The organism is Stenotrophomonas sp. YJH_SMC_81 (genome assembly GCF_059370875.1).
The window spans coordinates 23,897-40,078 of the sequence record NZ_JCAFUB010000001.1 but is presented as its reverse complement, the minus strand read 5'-3'; the positions used below and the strand labels follow the sequence as shown (position 1 = coordinate 40,078).

The 16,182-nt window shown below is 58.4% G+C and carries 14 protein-coding genes and 1 tRNA gene; 8 read left to right on the top strand and 7 right to left on the bottom strand.

Annotation, left to right across the window (positions count from 1 at the left end; all coding sequences use genetic code 11):
- The first annotated feature begins 60 nt into the window (after nucleotides 1–60).
- Both AC5P8U_RS00190 and AC5P8U_RS00185 read left to right on the top strand, forming a co-directional pair.
- A tRNA-Ser gene (locus tag AC5P8U_RS00190) sits at nucleotides 61–150 on the top strand.
- 735 nt (nucleotides 151–885) lie between these two features.
- Nucleotides 886–1,413, top strand: a complete 528-nt coding sequence (locus AC5P8U_RS00185) for a hypothetical protein (protein ID WP_495213827.1) — start codon at nucleotides 886–888, stop codon at nucleotides 1,411–1,413.
- Between the two features lie 162 nt (nucleotides 1,414–1,575).
- Here AC5P8U_RS00185 and AC5P8U_RS00180 read toward each other — a convergent pair whose 3' ends face one another.
- Entirely contained in the window at nucleotides 1,576–2,460 is an 885-nt protein-coding gene (locus tag AC5P8U_RS00180) for a DUF4435 domain-containing protein (protein WP_111118390.1), read from the bottom strand.
- Nucleotides 2,447–3,865 carry an AAA family ATPase gene (locus tag AC5P8U_RS00175; RefSeq protein WP_181453532.1) on the bottom strand — a complete coding sequence of 473 codons (1,419 nt, stop codon included), beginning with the start codon at nucleotides 3,863–3,865 and terminating at the stop codon, nucleotides 2,447–2,449. The genes AC5P8U_RS00180 and AC5P8U_RS00175 overlap by 14 nt, the downstream gene beginning before the upstream one ends.
- A 170-nt stretch (nucleotides 3,866–4,035) precedes the next feature.
- Between AC5P8U_RS00175 and AC5P8U_RS00170 the strand changes: the two genes are divergently transcribed.
- On the top strand, nucleotides 4,036–4,602 hold the full coding sequence (locus AC5P8U_RS00170) for a recombinase family protein (RefSeq protein ID WP_059064569.1): 567 nt from the start codon (nucleotides 4,036–4,038) through the stop codon (nucleotides 4,600–4,602).
- On the opposite strand, the gene AC5P8U_RS00165 is transcribed toward AC5P8U_RS00170, so the two are convergent.
- Nucleotides 4,592–4,930 (bottom strand): helix-turn-helix domain-containing protein, encoded by a 339-nt coding sequence (locus tag AC5P8U_RS00165; RefSeq protein WP_059064568.1) that lies wholly within the window; start codon nucleotides 4,928–4,930, stop codon nucleotides 4,592–4,594. The two genes, AC5P8U_RS00170 and AC5P8U_RS00165, sit on opposite strands and share 11 nt — an antisense overlap.
- Before the next feature lie 850 nt (nucleotides 4,931–5,780).
- Here AC5P8U_RS00165 and AC5P8U_RS00160 point away from each other — a divergent pair.
- Nucleotides 5,781–6,044 carry a hypothetical protein gene (locus AC5P8U_RS00160; RefSeq protein ID WP_495213826.1) on the top strand — a complete coding sequence of 88 codons (264 nt, stop codon included), beginning with the start codon at nucleotides 5,781–5,783 and terminating at the stop codon, nucleotides 6,042–6,044.
- 167 nt (nucleotides 6,045–6,211) lie between these two features.
- Nucleotides 6,212–7,045, top strand: coding sequence for a hypothetical protein (locus AC5P8U_RS00155; RefSeq protein WP_495213825.1), 834 nt, complete (start codon nucleotides 6,212–6,214; stop codon nucleotides 7,043–7,045).
- 34 nt (nucleotides 7,046–7,079) lie between these two features.
- On the opposite strand, the gene AC5P8U_RS00150 is transcribed toward AC5P8U_RS00155, so the two are convergent.
- The 4 genes from AC5P8U_RS00150 to acuI form a co-directional block, all read right to left on the bottom strand.
- On the bottom strand, nucleotides 7,080–8,252 hold the full coding sequence (locus AC5P8U_RS00150; RefSeq protein WP_111118386.1) for a tyrosine-type recombinase/integrase: 1,173 nt from the start codon (nucleotides 8,250–8,252) through the stop codon (nucleotides 7,080–7,082).
- Between the two features lie 887 nt (nucleotides 8,253–9,139).
- On the bottom strand, nucleotides 9,140–9,646 hold the full coding sequence (locus tag AC5P8U_RS00145) for a hypothetical protein (protein WP_438914495.1): 507 nt from the start codon (nucleotides 9,644–9,646) through the stop codon (nucleotides 9,140–9,142).
- A gap of 335 nt (nucleotides 9,647–9,981) precedes the next feature.
- Nucleotides 9,982–12,735 (bottom strand): UvrD-helicase domain-containing protein, encoded by a 2,754-nt coding sequence (locus AC5P8U_RS00140; RefSeq protein WP_447897099.1) that lies wholly within the window; start codon nucleotides 12,733–12,735, stop codon nucleotides 9,982–9,984.
- Between the two features lie 152 nt (nucleotides 12,736–12,887).
- The gene (gene acuI / locus AC5P8U_RS00135; protein WP_072168106.1) at nucleotides 12,888–13,877 is read right to left on the bottom strand and encodes an acrylyl-CoA reductase (NADPH); all 990 of its coding nucleotides are present in this window, start codon (nucleotides 13,875–13,877) and stop codon (nucleotides 12,888–12,890) included.
- A 101-nt stretch (nucleotides 13,878–13,978) separates the two neighbouring features.
- Here acuI and AC5P8U_RS00130 point away from each other — a divergent pair, with 101 nt between their 5' ends.
- From AC5P8U_RS00130 to AC5P8U_RS00120, 3 genes are all read left to right on the top strand, one after another.
- Nucleotides 13,979–14,326 carry a winged helix-turn-helix transcriptional regulator gene (locus AC5P8U_RS00130; RefSeq protein WP_072168105.1) on the top strand — a complete coding sequence of 116 codons (348 nt, stop codon included), beginning with the start codon at nucleotides 13,979–13,981 and terminating at the stop codon, nucleotides 14,324–14,326.
- 487 nt (nucleotides 14,327–14,813) lie between these two features.
- Complete coding sequence (locus AC5P8U_RS00125) at nucleotides 14,814–15,221, top strand: hypothetical protein (protein ID WP_072168104.1); 408 nt, start codon at nucleotides 14,814–14,816, stop codon at nucleotides 15,219–15,221.
- A 76-nt stretch (nucleotides 15,222–15,297) separates the two neighbouring features.
- Nucleotides 15,298–16,161, top strand: a complete 864-nt coding sequence (locus tag AC5P8U_RS00120; RefSeq protein ID WP_072168103.1) for a Smlt3025 familytype IV secretion system inhibitor — start codon at nucleotides 15,298–15,300, stop codon at nucleotides 16,159–16,161.
- The last annotated feature ends 21 nt before the right edge of the window (nucleotides 16,162–16,182 follow it).

Here is a 16,182-nt window from a genome sequence, read left to right as displayed (position 1 = left end):
TTGGGCAAATGCCCTTCACGTGCGAGAATACGTCGCTGCCCGGGCGACCGGGACCCGATTGGAGAGATGGCCGAGCGGTTTAAGGCACCGGTCTTGAAAACCGGCGAAGGGTTAAACCTTCCGTGGGTTCGAATCCCACTCTCTCCGCCAATTGTGAGTGTAAGTGTTTGAAGTTAAAGGTCGCCAAGTGCGGCCTTTCATATTGTTCCCTACTTTGTTCCCTAGCTAGTCACTGGCTACAATTGGGCGACGACGAAAGGGGAAGTGCATGGCAAAGCAGCCGACATTTGAGGTCGCATATGGACCGTTGGTCGATGTGTGCAAGGCACATGGGATATCGCGGACAAGGGCGTTCCAGTATGCGAGTCAAGGGCTGCTTGAGACGTTTCCGATAGGAAATCGCACGTATGTCTACGTAAAGAGCGTACACAGTCTCCCAGAGAGGCTGGGAGCAGTCCGTCGAGAACCGTCAGACGACATGGAGTAGACGTCAGCGGCGAAGCCCAAGGATACGTCGAGCATCCTGGAGTGAAATTAGCTGGCGCTTTGCAAGCCGCCCCAAGACCCGATTGAACGTTTTTTTGGACCAGGGCTTAGGGCTTTTGCCGCGCGTGAAGTGACCGTGCGCATTCAACCACTGCATGCACTGCGACATGTCTGTGCAGCCGCTCTCCAATGCGTTCATGACCAAGGCGAAAACTCTTAGCGCCTGCTCGTCAGCCGCTCGCTGTCTTGCAAGATTCGCAGCCCCAGTATCTGAGTTGCGGATACGCAGGAATTCTGGGTTGCCCCTCGGATTTGCCATAGTCTGTACTTGCGAAGTGTCCCGCCTATGGAAGATACCTGTGAGAGCACAAACGCACAACGCTCTTGAAGGTACAGGTAATGGACGACACAACGTATTCGAGAACCGAGTTTCAACAACAAGCCGCAGACTGGCTCCTGAAAGCTGAGCACAACGCTATGGTGACGTTAACATTCAGCGGTGATGAGGGGGTCAGCTACAGGCTGGCGGAAAATGCATTTGGAAGTTTTGCGCACAAGTTCAAATGCCACCTGTTTGGTGCAAAGTCGAAGAAACGAATATCTATGTGTCCGGTAGTTGAGAGCTTTGGTAGCGAAATGATGTGGAGTACATCGGTTGCGGGAACTCGACAGGGAACGCACATTCATTGCCTTATGCGCCTCCCTGGTTGTCCGATGGATTACAAGGAAGTAGTCCGAACGCTGTGGAGAGCCTCAGGAAAACTGTGTGGAGACCCGAAAGTGAACTGTCCGAATAGTAACGATTGGTTCATCCAGCTGGACGACGCGCGCGATAGGAACGAGATGACTAACTACGTCCTGAAGAAGTGTGGCGACAACCTCGATGGAGTGCTTGTTATGTTTATGCCCATTCGACCTTCGATTTAAGGACTGGATTCACTTCGAGGGAGGCATTTGCCTCGGGTATATCGCTATCAGACAGCTCAGGGGAGTCAGCTCTCCCCTGATTTGTCATTTCTGTACCTAATGCGGAAAATCCGTACTCGATAGCTGTTGGTGGAGTGATTGCGTCAAGGCCACCACTACATGTTAAGCAGCTATTGCCTGCAGGAAGTCTGTCAGCCCTTCTGGCACGCGAGTGGCAGAGGCCAATCTCCTCAGGCCTACTTGGTCTGGTGAACCGGGTAGTCTCTCTGACATTCTTGGGAATAGCTGCGGGCTATCGCTTCGCCTGTCGATTACAAGATGTCGCAGCCACTCGCGCAGAACTTGCAAGGCGTATTTTCCACGTATGGCATATGGCGACTCTAGTGCGGAAAATTCCGACTTCCGTATCGCAAGCTTTTCTGGGCTAAGCTCAATATTCACGGTAAGAATTTGGTCTAGTTCGGTAAACTTCGGTGTGACCCCCTGCAGTGAGATGTTGAGGTAATCAGTCGCCGAATCAGGCCGTGCAACGATGCGAAATCCCTCTTTGCGCGCGATGTAGAGAGCTTCATGTAGTGGGAAGCTGAGCTCTTCAAAGCGTGATACCAAGTTTCGATACACTTCTAGGATGGTATCGCGCGCGGCTGGGTCGCCCGTGCAGCGCAGTTCGTCCAGCAGCAAGCTCTCAACCGCGTCTTCCAAGCAGAGAAGATTCTCGATGGAATAGGCCCTTAGAACAAAGACGTGCTCAAGAGGCGGGTTGTCATCGTAGTCATGGTCTACAAAGAAGTATACGCCCCGCAGACGGCCGTCTTGCTCCAGCATTAGCTGAAATGCTAGCAGCTGCTCCTTCCCATTCCCTGGAACAGGCTCATATCGTGGGCTTCCGGGTACGCGAGAAATCCAGTCGCCGTATACGGAAACATCCTCACGGCTTTCGAAGAAGAACACAAGCGAGTTGGGTCTTGAGCTTCGAATACTAAGCAATTTCAAGTTGAGAACTTGCGGGCTCTTTCGTCCGTCTCGCATCCGTTCAAGAAGCGGCATTTCCCTTTTCCTTCCTATCGTTGCGGCTGACCTTCAGTGGCGCAGCGAACTTATCCAGCTCGTTTTCGAAAACAAATGGTGAATGCGTAATTGCAAATAGCTGAACGACGGAGGGGCTGTTTGCAATGTCTGGCAGAACCTTTCGCTGCCAGTCGATAGAGAGCGATAGCTCCGGCTCATCTATGAGAACGAGTTTGGGGCGCTGGCTCAGGTGCAAATGGGCCATCAAGGATACGATTTGCTTTTCACCTGAAGACAAGTCGTCGAGAGATATCGGTTCCTTTGACCAAGTGTTCTCAACAACTACGCGCAATGTCCGGGCGTCGAAGGTCAAGCTCTTCTCGTCACTTGAAAGCGTCAGATAGCTGTTGCAAATGGCCACGAATTGCTCAACCACGAGTTCAGTCTCGCGGGTCTCGTCAATTACTTGGGATAATTGACTTAGGAAATAGCGAAGGAATTTGTTCTCGGTGTCATTAATGTGTCCGCTTTCGTATAGCTCCTGGATGCGGTGGAGCATGAGGCTCGATGACGTTTTTGCTGTCCTGTCAACTCGACTAAGAAACAGGCCAAGCGCGTCCACATCTGGGAGTGAAGAAGAACCTATGTTTTCGCTGGTGTCCTGACGAGTGAGCATGTCTTGAAGGACTCTCGCACTTAGATTTCGGTACTCGATATTTGAGCGCCGCTCAATGTCCTCGCTTAGCTGGATAAGTCTTTCTTGAACATCAGCGAGGCCGAAAGCCATGTCATCGTGCTCAGCTTTGCTGGGTGTCTGGCGTCGATGAGGAAATTGGCGCGGGCGGGATTGCCTAAGCACAGGGCGTTCAATTCGCCTATACGTTGGCAGGAAGATAACCTCGATTCCTTCCATTCGCGACTTCACTTCATCGCTAACAATTTTTGCGAAATCGGTAAGTGAAGAGCTCAGGGACTCGTGAAGTTCGCAAAAAACGTCTTCGAGGGCATCCCAGTCGTAAGGGCTGCCCATATAAACCTGATGGGCGATAGGATGCTCTTTCAGGTGCCAGAGGTTTCCTGGTGTGTACGTGTTTGATATGAATTCGGAGAGCACGGGCTCTGGCATCCCGCCAAAAGCAGCTAGCTGACTGAGACTATCACTCGAATCATCGCGTTTCGAAGTGAGTTGCGATTTCGAGATTGAGATGGGCTTCTCGGCTCCGGTGAATTTGCATTCGATTGACTCGAAGCTGATAGATGCCAAGCGATGAAAGCGCCTGGTTATGAAGGCATTTAGAGCGTTCAGAACCGTGGTCTTGCCCGTCCCGTTCTCAGCCACTACGACGGTCGATTCTCCCGAAAAGTCTATTCGGACGTCTTTGTAGCCATGAAGCCCTTTAATGCAAAAGCTCTCAAGAGGGGGAGGTATCTGCTGGTCGTTCACTAAGAATTCCTTGGTGGCTGGCGTCACGCGGTCGAGTCGCCCTCGTCAGCTGGTTGTAGCGGCATGGCGGGGTGGTTCTTAATGTATACAACTTGGGACGGCCTAGTCTGCGTTTCAAAACCCATTCCAGAATGATATTATCGTAACGTCTAGAGCTTTTGGGACAAAGGATGCAAGTCATCGGCTACGCGCGGGTAAGTTCAGCAGGGCAATCGCTGGATGTTCAACTGGACAAGCTGCACAGGGCAGGTTGCAGCCGGGTCTACCAAGAGAAGCGCTCTGGCCGTCAGGCTGACAACCGTCCGGAGCTACAAGCGGCGTTGGAGTACCTTCGCGACGGGGACACGCTAGTCGTGTGTCGCTTGGACCGCATGGCTCGGTCAGTGCTGGACCTCGCCAAGATTGCCGACCGACTCAAGCGGAAGGGTGTCAGTCTCCGGGTGCTCGACCAAGGTCTGGATACCACCACGTCAGAAGGCAAGCTGATGTTTAACTTGCTAGGCGCCTTCGCAGAGTTCGAGGCTGATATCCGTGCCGAGCGCCAGCGAGATGGCATTGCACTCGCTCAGCAGAAGGGCACCCGGTTTGGTCGCAAGAAGGCACTCACCAGTGAGCAGGAAGAGCGCATCCGAGCGCTTCGGGCCGAGGAAGGGTTTAGCATCGAGCAACTAGCTGAACGCTTTTCCATCAGCAGGAGCAGCGTGTACCGTGCCCTGAAGCTCGCTCCTAAGGCTTAAGTAGTTCCAAAAGCGCCTCACGCTTCCTGGCCCGTAGCGCCCGAAAGCGAATTAGTAGAGCCTCCTCCTGCGCATTGTTGGCGCGTAGCTCGTTTTCCTTTCCAGCCGCAGGCCCGGTTACGGCATTCGTTTCCCCGCAAATCAGCTCATCCAAGGAGCGGTCTAACGCTGCCCGCAGGGCAAGAAGGACGCGGAAGCCAGGTGTTTCGCGTCCATTCTCCCAGGCCGAGACCGAGGCCTTTGTGACCCCGATAGCGAAGCCAAGCTGCTCCTGTGTCAGCCCCGAGGCTGCTCGCGCCTCACGCAATCTGTCGCCAAAACCCTTCATCTGGACTGCCTGCTGGACTAGGCAAACAAAATATGGAGTGTCCGCACCGCTGTCGTTCGGCGTGGCTTGACTCTATTGGTTCGGAGAATCCATACTTTGTCGGTGCGGACATGCTAGACACCCCGGTTGCGTTCAGAGCAATTGTTTGTTCGCGCTGGAGGGTGCACTTGGATGTCGCGCGAGGCCCTACTCCGCAGGGAATTAGAGCTGCTGACTAGGCTAGTAAGGTGCTTATGAGTTAGTCAGGGCTTGCTGGACCGGGATGGGGAAATCATTCGACTAGGGGACAGCTATGAACGAGAGTGGGTCGGACGCCAGCGCCACGTATGCGTTGCCTGAACACGTCCGTATGAATTTGAAGAAGCACCAACGACATGCCCCAGGAATGACATGTCTGGAATGCGGATACACCGGACTCGTGGGCATCAAATCTAGTTGGAGGCCGTGGTACGCAACGTGGTGGGGAAGCACGCTCCTCTCCGCCGCAGCAGCGTGCGTCGCATTTGTCTTGTTCGGCGGTATCGGAGTGGTGGCTGCATTCGTGGTTGGTGCGTTGGTCAGCGGCGTGGCGATGTCTGGAAGCCATGAAGTCTATTCCTGCCCGAACTGCGAAGCAGACCTTCAACGCCGCTAACCAAGCCTCGCTTCCTTACAACAATCCCCGCATCAAAGGAGAACCATGCGCGTCGTTCGCCCTCTCTGCACTGTATTACTCCCCATTCTCCTCGCTGGCTGTGACCAGCTCACGGCCATGACTGGCCCGAGTGAGATGGTCTCATTCGGGTTCGTCAGACCCGTGTCATGCGAACGGCGTGGACCAGTCAGCTTCAACTGCGTGATGCGCAATCACATGAGCGCTCCCAGGGAGGCCAACATGGAGTGTGTGGGCTTTGACGGTCAAAAGCGCATGGTGGGCAGGCCCAAGAACGTGCACGCAATGATGGGCGTTACCCTGATGCCGGGAGAGGAGCGCGTTGCCACCATCTTCTACGAGAAGGGGGTCGAAAGCCTTGTATGTGTTGACGTAAAGGACAGCATTCCGGCGTTCAATAGGGTCCAGGAGTTGATCGCCGACCCCAGCGCGCGGGACATCACTTCCGTGCTTGCTCTGTAGATGGCAGAAGGGGTGAAAAAGTTCACACGACAACCAGGCTGAAGAGACAACAAGTTTGGCGTTTTGTGGATTCGCGTAGACAGGGACTCCTCCCTACATCCCGCGTAGCGCTCTCAGAGACCCAAAATCCTCATCTCTTCGGACATTGCACTTTAAGGAAAGAGCACATGCTGAATCGGTTTGCCATCGCGGTGTCCCTTGCATTCGTTCCACTTGGCTCCCAGGCACAGAGCCATCTCACCGTCACCGGCCAGTGGGAATATCACGATGCGTCCCGAATGGAGACGGACGAGGGACTCAATGTCTGCTTCCAGCTGGACGCGACTTCTGTAGCCCGGAATCCGCAGCTACAACAGTGGGGCGGCGCTCTTTGCCTGTCAAACCCTTCGGAGGGCGCAAAGCTCCTTGGGGTCGTGCAGGCCGCCCAGAGGCCTGGGTGCAAGTACGTAGCAAAAGGAACGGCTACCGTCGTGCTCGCCAATGTGAGGTTGCTGCCGGAAGATGAAATGTACGACGAGCGCATTGAAGCTCGCCTCATGCAGGTGCGGGTGAATCGTGTGACATCCGCACTTGGCAGTGACTGTGACCGCTCCATCACTTCGCGGGGATTCGCGTCTATCCACGAGGCCATCGCTGCACTAGGAACTCATCCAAGCTATGCAGGTGTGTCGGCATCAGATTTCGTGCGTATAGATGCCGGCAATGGCTACGCTGAGCTTGATGCGAGCACGCAGATGTGGTTGCCGCGAGGTGCCTCAAACATGCTGGTGACGTACTATGAAGGCAACTCCGGTTTGCATGAGCTGGGCGTCTATCGGTATGAAGGGGGCTGGTGGCACAACGCGAGTAGTGATGTGCTGCCTGGGTACACTGAGAGCGCCAAGAAGTTCAAAGGGACCAACTTCTACTTGGACAGCAGCAACGGAAGGCCGGTACTGAGAAGCCTTCCGGGGAGGGAGGCATGGACTTACGCAAATGGTCGCTTTGCGCGGCAGCGGTAGCTTGGCCAGGGCTGCGCTGGTCCTGGCCTAGCCGCTACGGCTTGGCGTGGCAGTAGTCCGCCCAGTCCTGCATGAGGGGAACTCGCTTTTTGAACATATCAGAACGGAAGTAGGCTGCCTCGGTCTTGGATTTGATGACGTGTCCAAGCGATAGCTCTGCCGCTTCTCTACTGTGATGGGTGGCCTCGGCGGCCCAATCTCTGAAGGAGCTTCGGAAGCCGTGGCATGTCTGTCCCGCTCTTAGCGACTTCAGGAGTTTCAAGGGGGCCGCAGTTGTGATGGACTTACCTGGCTTCCCAGGAAACAGGAAAGCGTCCCCCGATGTTGGAAGGCTGGTCAGCAATGCAATGGCTTGGGCGGATAGGGGGATAGCGTGTTCCGTTCCGGTCTTCGTGCGTGACCCTGGAATTTTCCAGATTCCATTGGTCAAGTTGAACTCCTCCCATCGAGCGGCCGAAGCTTCGCCGGGACGAGTCGCTGTAAGAATCTGGAGACGCAGGCAGGCTGCGGACAGGTCAGTCTTGGACGCCAGCTCGCGCATCAGGGCTGGCACTTCTGTGTAGTCTAATGCAGGTCTGTGTGCGACCTTTTTTACCTTCGCGGGGGAGGGAAGGAGGCTGCGAAGATTGCCGCGCCACGCAGCAGGGTTGTCGCCCTCGCGATAGTTGTTGGCCTTCGCCCAATCAAGGACTCGTTCCATTCGTGCCCTGACTCTGGTCGCGGTCTCGGTCTTATCGAGCCAGATTTGCTTCAGCACCTCGTATACATGGTCCACATTGATTTCTGAAACGGGTATGTCCTCAATCGAGGCGCAGTGTGTTTTGAGGGTCGAGGTCCATTGCGCTTTGTGCTTTGCGTTCCGCCATTCGTGCTCATGTGTCGCAATGCAGTGCAGTGCACACTCTCCGAAGGTTATTTGTCTTGCCAGGCCGCGCCGCGCCGCTTTCAGTGCGTCTCTTTTTGCGCGCAATGGGTCTATGCCTGTCGCGAGTTCAGCTCGGAGCTGCTGGGCGCGATGCCTCGCTCGCGCAAGGCTTACATCTCTGACCGAGCCTAGTCCCAAGTCCTTCAACTTACCCGTGAGCCGGTCTCGGTAGCGGAAAACCCAAGTCTTACGACCACTGTCCTTCTTGACGTACAGATACAGGTTGCCGCCGTCACTGTGCCTGCCCGGGCCTGCGTTTTTGACTGCCACCGCTGTGAGCATTGCCTGATTTCGTTCCCATCTTTGTTCCCTACATGGTAGCCTGGCTGGGCGGGAACGGTCTAGACTCTATTTGTATTTCATGGCCTACAAGTGTCTGATTTATAAGATTGTAAGTGAGTTGTGTGGACGGACTGGATAAAATTTGTATTCTGGTTTGGATGACACTCTCTCCGCCAGTCTTTGCAAAAAGCTCCTGGAAATAGGGGCTTTTTCGCTTCTACAGCCTTAGCTGCCCGCCCGCTTACCCTTCCACCTGCAAAGGTCGATTCTGCGCGATCTGCTGCCGAACCCAGCCTTGCACCCCGGATTCTATCCAGAGGAAGTTGTCGCCTCGGCCAACAACAGGCGCAGCGCAATCTTCTCCCTGCAGCGACGGAGGCTGCGCCGAACCTTCTGCTCTACGAATTGACCGTCTGACGAAACAGGGCACCGCCCGGGCGTCGGCAAGCATCCGGGCAGTGCCCCAAAACAGGTGATCTCAGCACCTGACATGGCCGTCGCCCCTCGCCAGAGCGTCGGGATTGTCGTCAGGGTCTACGGTAATGGGGAACAGCAAGTGTCTACTCTGCGTTGGGTTGCTCAGCTGCTGCGCCTGTACGTACCAACGAATACTGATCTGAATGTGGATTCAGGGAGACTGCACAGCGCTGAGGGAACCTCTACCAGTAGCACACCGCTGCGGTATGCATCCTTCCATCGACGTGTTCACAGTTCGGGCATCACTTATCAGACACGCCACTTGCGCTGTGTGTGTGCCTTCGAATGGTGAGCTATATGGCTCGGTCACCGACGTTGTACATCTTCCATCATCGATGGAGAGCGTTGCCTTCATGTCTCCCGCGACTACACTCTTAAAAGCAACAGCGCCAGTGGATGTAAAATTTTTGCTACAGGATAGTACCCTTCGGGGCGACAGCGTACAGATAGTCCGAGCTCCTGGCGGAGATTGGAGCATTGCTCGAAGAGGGGACATCAGCTTTGCTGTTTGTGCAGGACCAACTCCACACTGCCTCTCCGGAGATTGTGGTTGCCCCTCTTGAGGGGACAGAGTCTTTTGCTTCACACAGGGCCTGGTGATAGATCTTGGTTGCTTGACTTTGGTCGTCAAACCGATAGACAAGCCCGCCCTTTCCATCTCTGAACAGACGTTGCTCAACCATCACCGTACCGCCTTGGAAATCGGACGTCGGGATGGTTCGAACGATCCACTTCTTTCCATCGGAAGATTCAAGCTGGCGTTCATGAATCGCCGAGCTTTCACTGGCAATCGGATTGGCGGCCGCTAGTCCTGGCGCGACCGCAACGAGAATGGCGAGGGCGATCAAGGCCTTTCCAATCGGCTTCGATGATTTCTTTACAGTGTCCATACTTTTCCCTTGTTCGATTTGGCGCATCAGTCGAGCTGTTTTCGCAGCTGGCCAGTGACCTCCTGGACTCAAATGCCGAGAGACTTGGAGACACTGCCTACACCGATGCAGGGCTCGCTTGTGCGAGGTTGCTCGCATTTTGTGAAATTGGTTGGCATTTTAACTTTCCCGCGCTGATCGTAATCTTCGCTGGGTCGTGCCTATATTCTTGGCCCTAGTTTCATGGTGATACTGGGAGACAGCCGGCTGGGTGCGGTCACTCTCATCGCCATGCGCGAATGCCCAGGGAGAGGCATTTGTGTTTCTGACAGACTACGACCCCTGGATACTTGAACTGCTGGCTCGCTGGTGAGGTCACGTGTTCATCCCCGACGCCCACCCTTCGGCTTGTTATGGCACAACGGGTAACTCGAGCACGACCGGAACGCCCCGTGCGGCCCATTGCGGTCCACGAACACGCCCACCTTGCACACCGGGCAGCGCTCTTCGTGGATGGCCGCGCCTGAAATCGCGGTCACTTCCACTGCCCCGTCCTCCACCAGCTCATCCAGGAACGGCGAGTGCCTGCCCTGCACGGTGAACATCGCAACCGATCGTCGTGCACGCGTCAGCGCGACATAGAACAGGCGTCGTTCTTCGCTCAGCGGATAGGTATCACCATCCGGCATCGCCAGCGAAAGCACCGGGTCATCGGCGCGCAGGCTCGGGAAGCTGCGGTTGATCATGCCCGGCAGGATCACGTAGTCCGCCTCGCGCCCCTTCGATCGATGTGCGGTCAGGAACTCGACGTCCATCGTGCTGCCAAAGGCCGTCTTCCAATCCGAAGGCACCGCGCCGCGGTCCGCGCGGTAGCGCCCCAGAACAAAGACCGTCACGCGCCCGTTGCAGCCCTGCGCCACCGCGCCTGACAATAGTTGCTGGTGCAGTTTCGACAGGTATTGGCGAACGCCATCCTGCACCTCCTCACGCCGGTTCATCTGGAACGCCTGCAGCACCGGGCCCATTGCCGGCGCAGCAGAGCGGACCTTCTTGGCGATCTGCGCGGGGTTGCGGCTGATGAAGCGGCTGGAAACATCACACAGTGCCTGTGGGCATCGGAATGTCTGCTCCAGTTTCAGCACCTGGCCATGCCCCATCCATTCACGGAATCCGGTCATCACCGAAACGTCGGCGCCAGCGAAGCGGTTGATCGACTGCCAGTCATCGCCCACCGCAAACAGATAGCGGCCCGGTTGGCTGACCAGCGCACGGCAAAGGCGCGCACGGGCGCGCGAGGCATCCTGGAATTCGTCGGCCATCACCAGATCGTAGGGTGATTCATAGTGGCCCTGTTCCAGCAGCCCGGCGGCCATGTTGAGCATGTCCTCGAAGTCGATGCTGCGCTCGTCAGCCAGCGCGTTGTCCCAGGCCTGGAAAACCGGCCCGGCGATCTCCAGGAAGCGCCGGTAGCGTTCCTTGAACTGATCCTCGGGCATCTGCCGCAGGCGTGCCGCCATGTCATCCAGCGTCAGGCAGTTGCTCTTGGCATGCGCAATGAAGGTGCGCATCAGGCCGATCAGGTCTGCGTCCGGCATCGGCTTGGCGCCCGGGTCAGGCAGCTCGCGGTCCGGGTGCGGGTCGAGTTCGACACCAGACGCACCCAGCCGCTCGGCAAGATGCTGCAGGGCCTGTCCACTGCGCAGGCCGAACGACGTCGTTTCGACCAGTGCGGTGCCGCGTGCCGCATGCTGCTGCCGCTTCCAGCGCATCCCTTCGCTGTAGTTGGCAAAGTGCTTCGGCGGCTGGCCATCGGCATCCAGCGCAAAGTGCTCGTGATACAGCCGGGCGTCCGGATAGTAGAAGTCCGGACGATACTGGCGGTGGGTATCCGTCGCGGTATCGAACTCGTAGCGCCACTCGTAGTCGTACGCCACGCCGTTGTAGAACAGCCAGTCGGCGATGACGCACTCTTCCAGGCTCTTCACCCGCTCGCCCTGCAGGGTACGCATGTAGGGCGTGCCATCGCGGTCGTAACCATCGGCCATCATGTCGGCGCCGAACGGCGGAAGATCGCGCCCGAACACCAGGCGGAACATGTCCCACTGGGTGCGGAAGTGGGTCGAGCGGTCCTTCAGGTCGTCCACCAGTTCGGCCAGCTTGTTGAAGCCCAGCGTCGCGTCGACCGCCCATTCCGGGATATCCGGCTTGCGCCCTGTGGCTTTGGCGATGATGGACAGGCCCAGGGCGTGGAAGGTCCGGGCTTCCACCACGGTATCGCCCATGCCGAGCCGGTCGAAGCATCGCTGCGCGCGCTCTTCCAGCTCCTTGGCGGCGTCCTTGTTGAAGGCGAGCATCACGATCCGTTCGGGCTCCATGAAGCCGCGATCGATGGCATAGGCGGCCTTGGCAACCATCGTGGAGGTCTTGCCAGAGCCGGCCGCGGCCACGACCTGCACGCGGTTGTCGAAGCAGATGACGGCGCGGGCCTGCTCCTCGGTCAGCGGCCTGCTCTCGACCCGGTCCAGGAAGGGCTTGGCCAGACCCAGTTCGCGGGTCGCCATTGCCTCATTGGCGTCCGCCCACAGGGCGGGCCAATCCAGCTGCCAGTCATGCAGTGCGTCCAGTGCCATGCGGTGGCGGTCCGAGTGCAGGTCGTCATGCACCTCCTCGTCGAGGAACAGCTGCTCCAGCTCGGCGGGCGGCAGGGGCAGGGACGGGCGGTCGGCCAGCAACGCCTGCTGCTGTTCGTACGTGATCCAGCGGCGGCCGGTGGTGCCTCGGTCGGTAAGCGCATCTGCCTCGGCCAGCCACGCCTGGATCTGCGCCAGAACGTGCTCAAACTGTGCCTTGCGCCCCCGCCTGGAGCGCGCGAAAAGCATGTGCTGCACGGCAGCGGCAAGCCGGGAGCCCTGGCTGTTCGGCAGCCCATCCACAGACAGTGCTTCGCCGCGCTCGGTCGTCAGTTCGACCCTGGACCAGAGTACGCCGCGAACGACCCGCACGCTGTGTTCGTTCGCTACATGCTGGCGGTACTGCCTGCCGTCGATCAAAAGCGCGACCTGTTCGCCATCCAGCCGCAACTGCCAGTCCGGCGAGCGGGTCACACGCTGGCCCCAGCCCGAGGGGCGCCATTCCATAGACATCCAGATACTGCCTTGCGTACGTCACCGGGCGTAAAGCGCCCTTGCCGCCCCATGATAAGGCGGCTTGGCGTGGCACGTTGCGTTTTTCCGGTCAGTCGCGCGCGTGAGCCAGCGATGGCATTGCACCCTCGCCGGTACGACAGGCGTCAGGCGTTCACATCCACGACGATGCGGCCGCGCACCTTGCCGGGGATGATCTGCTCATAGACATGCAGCACCTCGGCGAGGCCGATCTGCTGCACGGTACTTTCCAGCTTCTGCGGGTCCAGGTCAGTTGCAAGCCGATCCCAGGCGCGCTGGCGAACCTCTTGTGGGGCATTCACCGAATCCACGCCGGCCAGGGTCACGTTGCGCAGGATGAAGGGCAATACCGAGCCGTGCAGAGCGTCGCTCTGGGCCAGGCCGCACGCGGCCACGGCGCCGCGGTACTTGGTCTCGGCGATGGCGTTGACCAGGGTGGGGCCGCCGGCCACATCGACCACGCCTGCCCAGCGCTCGGCACTCACCGGCCGCTCGCGCGGCTCCGAAAGCTGCGCACGATCGATGATCTCAGCCGCACCCAGGTTGTGCAGATACTCAGCATGCTCCGGACGTCCGGTGGCGGCTACCACGCGGTAACCCAGCTTCGAGAGGATTGCCACCGCGATCGAGCCGACGCCACCGTTGGCGCCGGTTACCAGCACATCGCCCTTGTCGGGCGTCACGCCGGCATGTTCCAGGGCGAGCACGCACAGCATCGCGGTATAGCCAGCGGTGCCGATGGCCATGGCATCGCGGGTGCTCAGGTTGCCGGGAATCCGGTTGAGCCATTCACCGCGTACGCGGGCGCGCTGGGCCAGGCCGCCGTGGTGGCCCATGCTCAGGTCCCAGCCATTGAGTACGACGCGGTCGCCTGGCTTGAAGTCGGTCCTGCTGGATTCCAGTACCACGCCTGCCAGATCGATGCCGGGAATGAGCGGGAATGTCCGGATGATCGGACTCTTGCCGGTGAGCGCAAGCGCATCCTTGTAGTTGAGCGTGGAGTACTCGACCTGCACCAGGACGTCGCCGTCCATCAGATTCGCCTCATCGAAATCGACCAACTCGGTCGAGAGCTGGTTGTTCGTCTTGCGTGTCAGCAGGGCTTTGAACGTCATGGATGGCCTCACATTCATGGAATGGGGCCATGCTAGGCTCGTGCCACTATTGCAACAAGAACGATGATTTTCCGTAGGTACTATGGTTTTCCGGAGTATGCATGCGTAGCAGGCGTTGGGATGGCAAGAGCGGGTGTGCGGTGGAAGTCACGCTGTCCGTGATCGGTGGCGTGTGGAAGCCGATCATTCTGTTTCACCTGATGACCCGCAAGCGACGTTTCATGGAATTGACCCGGCGGGTGCCCAACGCCACCCAGTCCATGCTCACCAGCCAGCTCCGTGAACTGGAAGCCGATGGCGTGGTGATCCGCCACGTGTATCCGGAAGTGCCGCCAAAGGTGGAATACGAGCTGTCCGAGTTCGGTCGCACGCTGGTGCCGGTGCTGCTGGCCATGCGCGAGTGGGGCGAGACCTACCGCGGCTATCAGAGCACCCAAGGCGATAGCTGAAGGCTGAGGGGCGTTGCGCCTGCCGCATGTGGGTTTCGCGAATGCCTACAGCCATCGGCGGGTCTTTGGCACCGCGAGCGCGCATGTCGTATACGGCTGGATAGGGCGTCCGGAAAGTACGCGTCGATGGTAGTCGCCTGCTGGCGAAGAACGCCAGTCAATGGACAACTCGACATCCACTGACGCAACCAACGTAGCGACGTGATCGATCAGGATTTCCCTGCTTTCCACCGCCGGTTCAGGGCGGTAACCATGTCCGCGCCAAGGCATTCGCCGTGGCCGGGATTGGCGTCCCGAACTTACGTAGTACAAGGCGTCGTAGTTGCAACGTATGTTGCGATCACGACAATGCACCTTCTGTCAGTTCATGGCGGATGGTGCGTGGGGGTCTTAGGGCCCGTCGGCTTTCGTACTACGTATCCGGCACGCCAACCCGCACCGTCCGCCACCTTGCATCTGCAGGTGGCCACAACGTGAGGTTGCCGTCATGCCCGAACGTCTTCCCGACCATCCCCGCCTGCACGCGCTGCTGGGTGCCGCTGTACTTGATCTTCCCGCTGCCTTGGCCGAAACGCTGGAGGACGCGCTCCGCGAATCCGCCGAGTTCGTCACCCCATCGGCATTCTTTGCACACCTGAAAGGCCACGGCAGGAACCTGCGCGCCGATGGCGAGGCCTGGAGTGAAATGTGCCTGAGCCCCGGCCGCGCCTTCGACATGGCCCTGGCCACCCGCAGCGTTTCGGGCATCACGGCTTTGACTGCGGTGCTGCACGCCGCGCATGTGGCGCGGGAGAGCGACGATCCCGCCTGCTGCCCCTCCGCAGCCGTGGTCGAAGGTCTGTTCAACGCCTGCCAGGCGTTGTCGCTGCAGGTGGAACGCTGCCTGGTGCCGTGAAGGGCTGCGACGCGGTTCCTGTTCCGTTGACGCCCGGTTCCCTATAGTGGCGCTGGAACCCCGCAATGGAATGCCCATGCACGTGATGTCCCCCGGCCGTTGCCTGACGCTTGCACTTGCCGTCGCGGTGAGCGCCAGCGCATGTGCACGGTCACCGTCCACCGAACACGAAAGGAATCCCGCCATGTCCGGCGCAACGCAGACCGGCCGCACGATCAACGGCCACACCTATACCGATGCGCCCGTGGACGTGAAGCTCGGGCCGAATACCTTCCGCATTCCGGCCAACTACCTGGACAGCCAGATCGCACCATGGCCAGGCGAGGGCGTGACGCTGGTCATCGAGTGGCCGGACATGAAGCCGACGGCGCCGGGTGCGCGGGCCAATCCGCGTACGAATGATTTCCGGAAGGAGATTCCCATCCGGATCAACTATGTTGATCGCGTTCCCGTTGAAACACTGCTTTCAAGGCTGTCGTCAAATGAAGCCATCACGGAGGAGGGCTCTGTGGAAAGGGAGGATCCCAGGGACCGTCTCGATCAACGCGTTGCGCAGCCGGAAACCTTGGGCCTGACGCCCCATGCAATCGATGAAGCGAAGATGGTGGTGTACGCGAAGAAGTATGAGGCGCGGTACGGGAAGCCGCCTGTGCGCAATCCCGCCTACGAAAGAGACTGGTACATCGCACGTCAGAGCGACGGCCGGATCAGCTCATTCATCAAATGTGACGGCGAGGAATTCCGAGGCGACGGCGTGCGGCTGGAGGGGCGCGAGGTGATCAGTGAGCCAGGGGAAGTGGCCGCGGGCTGCGTTCATTACTTCGTGGACATCGACAACAAGCTGTCCGTCAGCCTGGACTACAAGAGAGCGTTTCTGAAAGACTGGAAGCGCATGGAAGAGGCCGTCAGGGACGTCATCGCGCGCACCCGGTCCAAGTGATCGGTGATTCAAGGAAGAGAA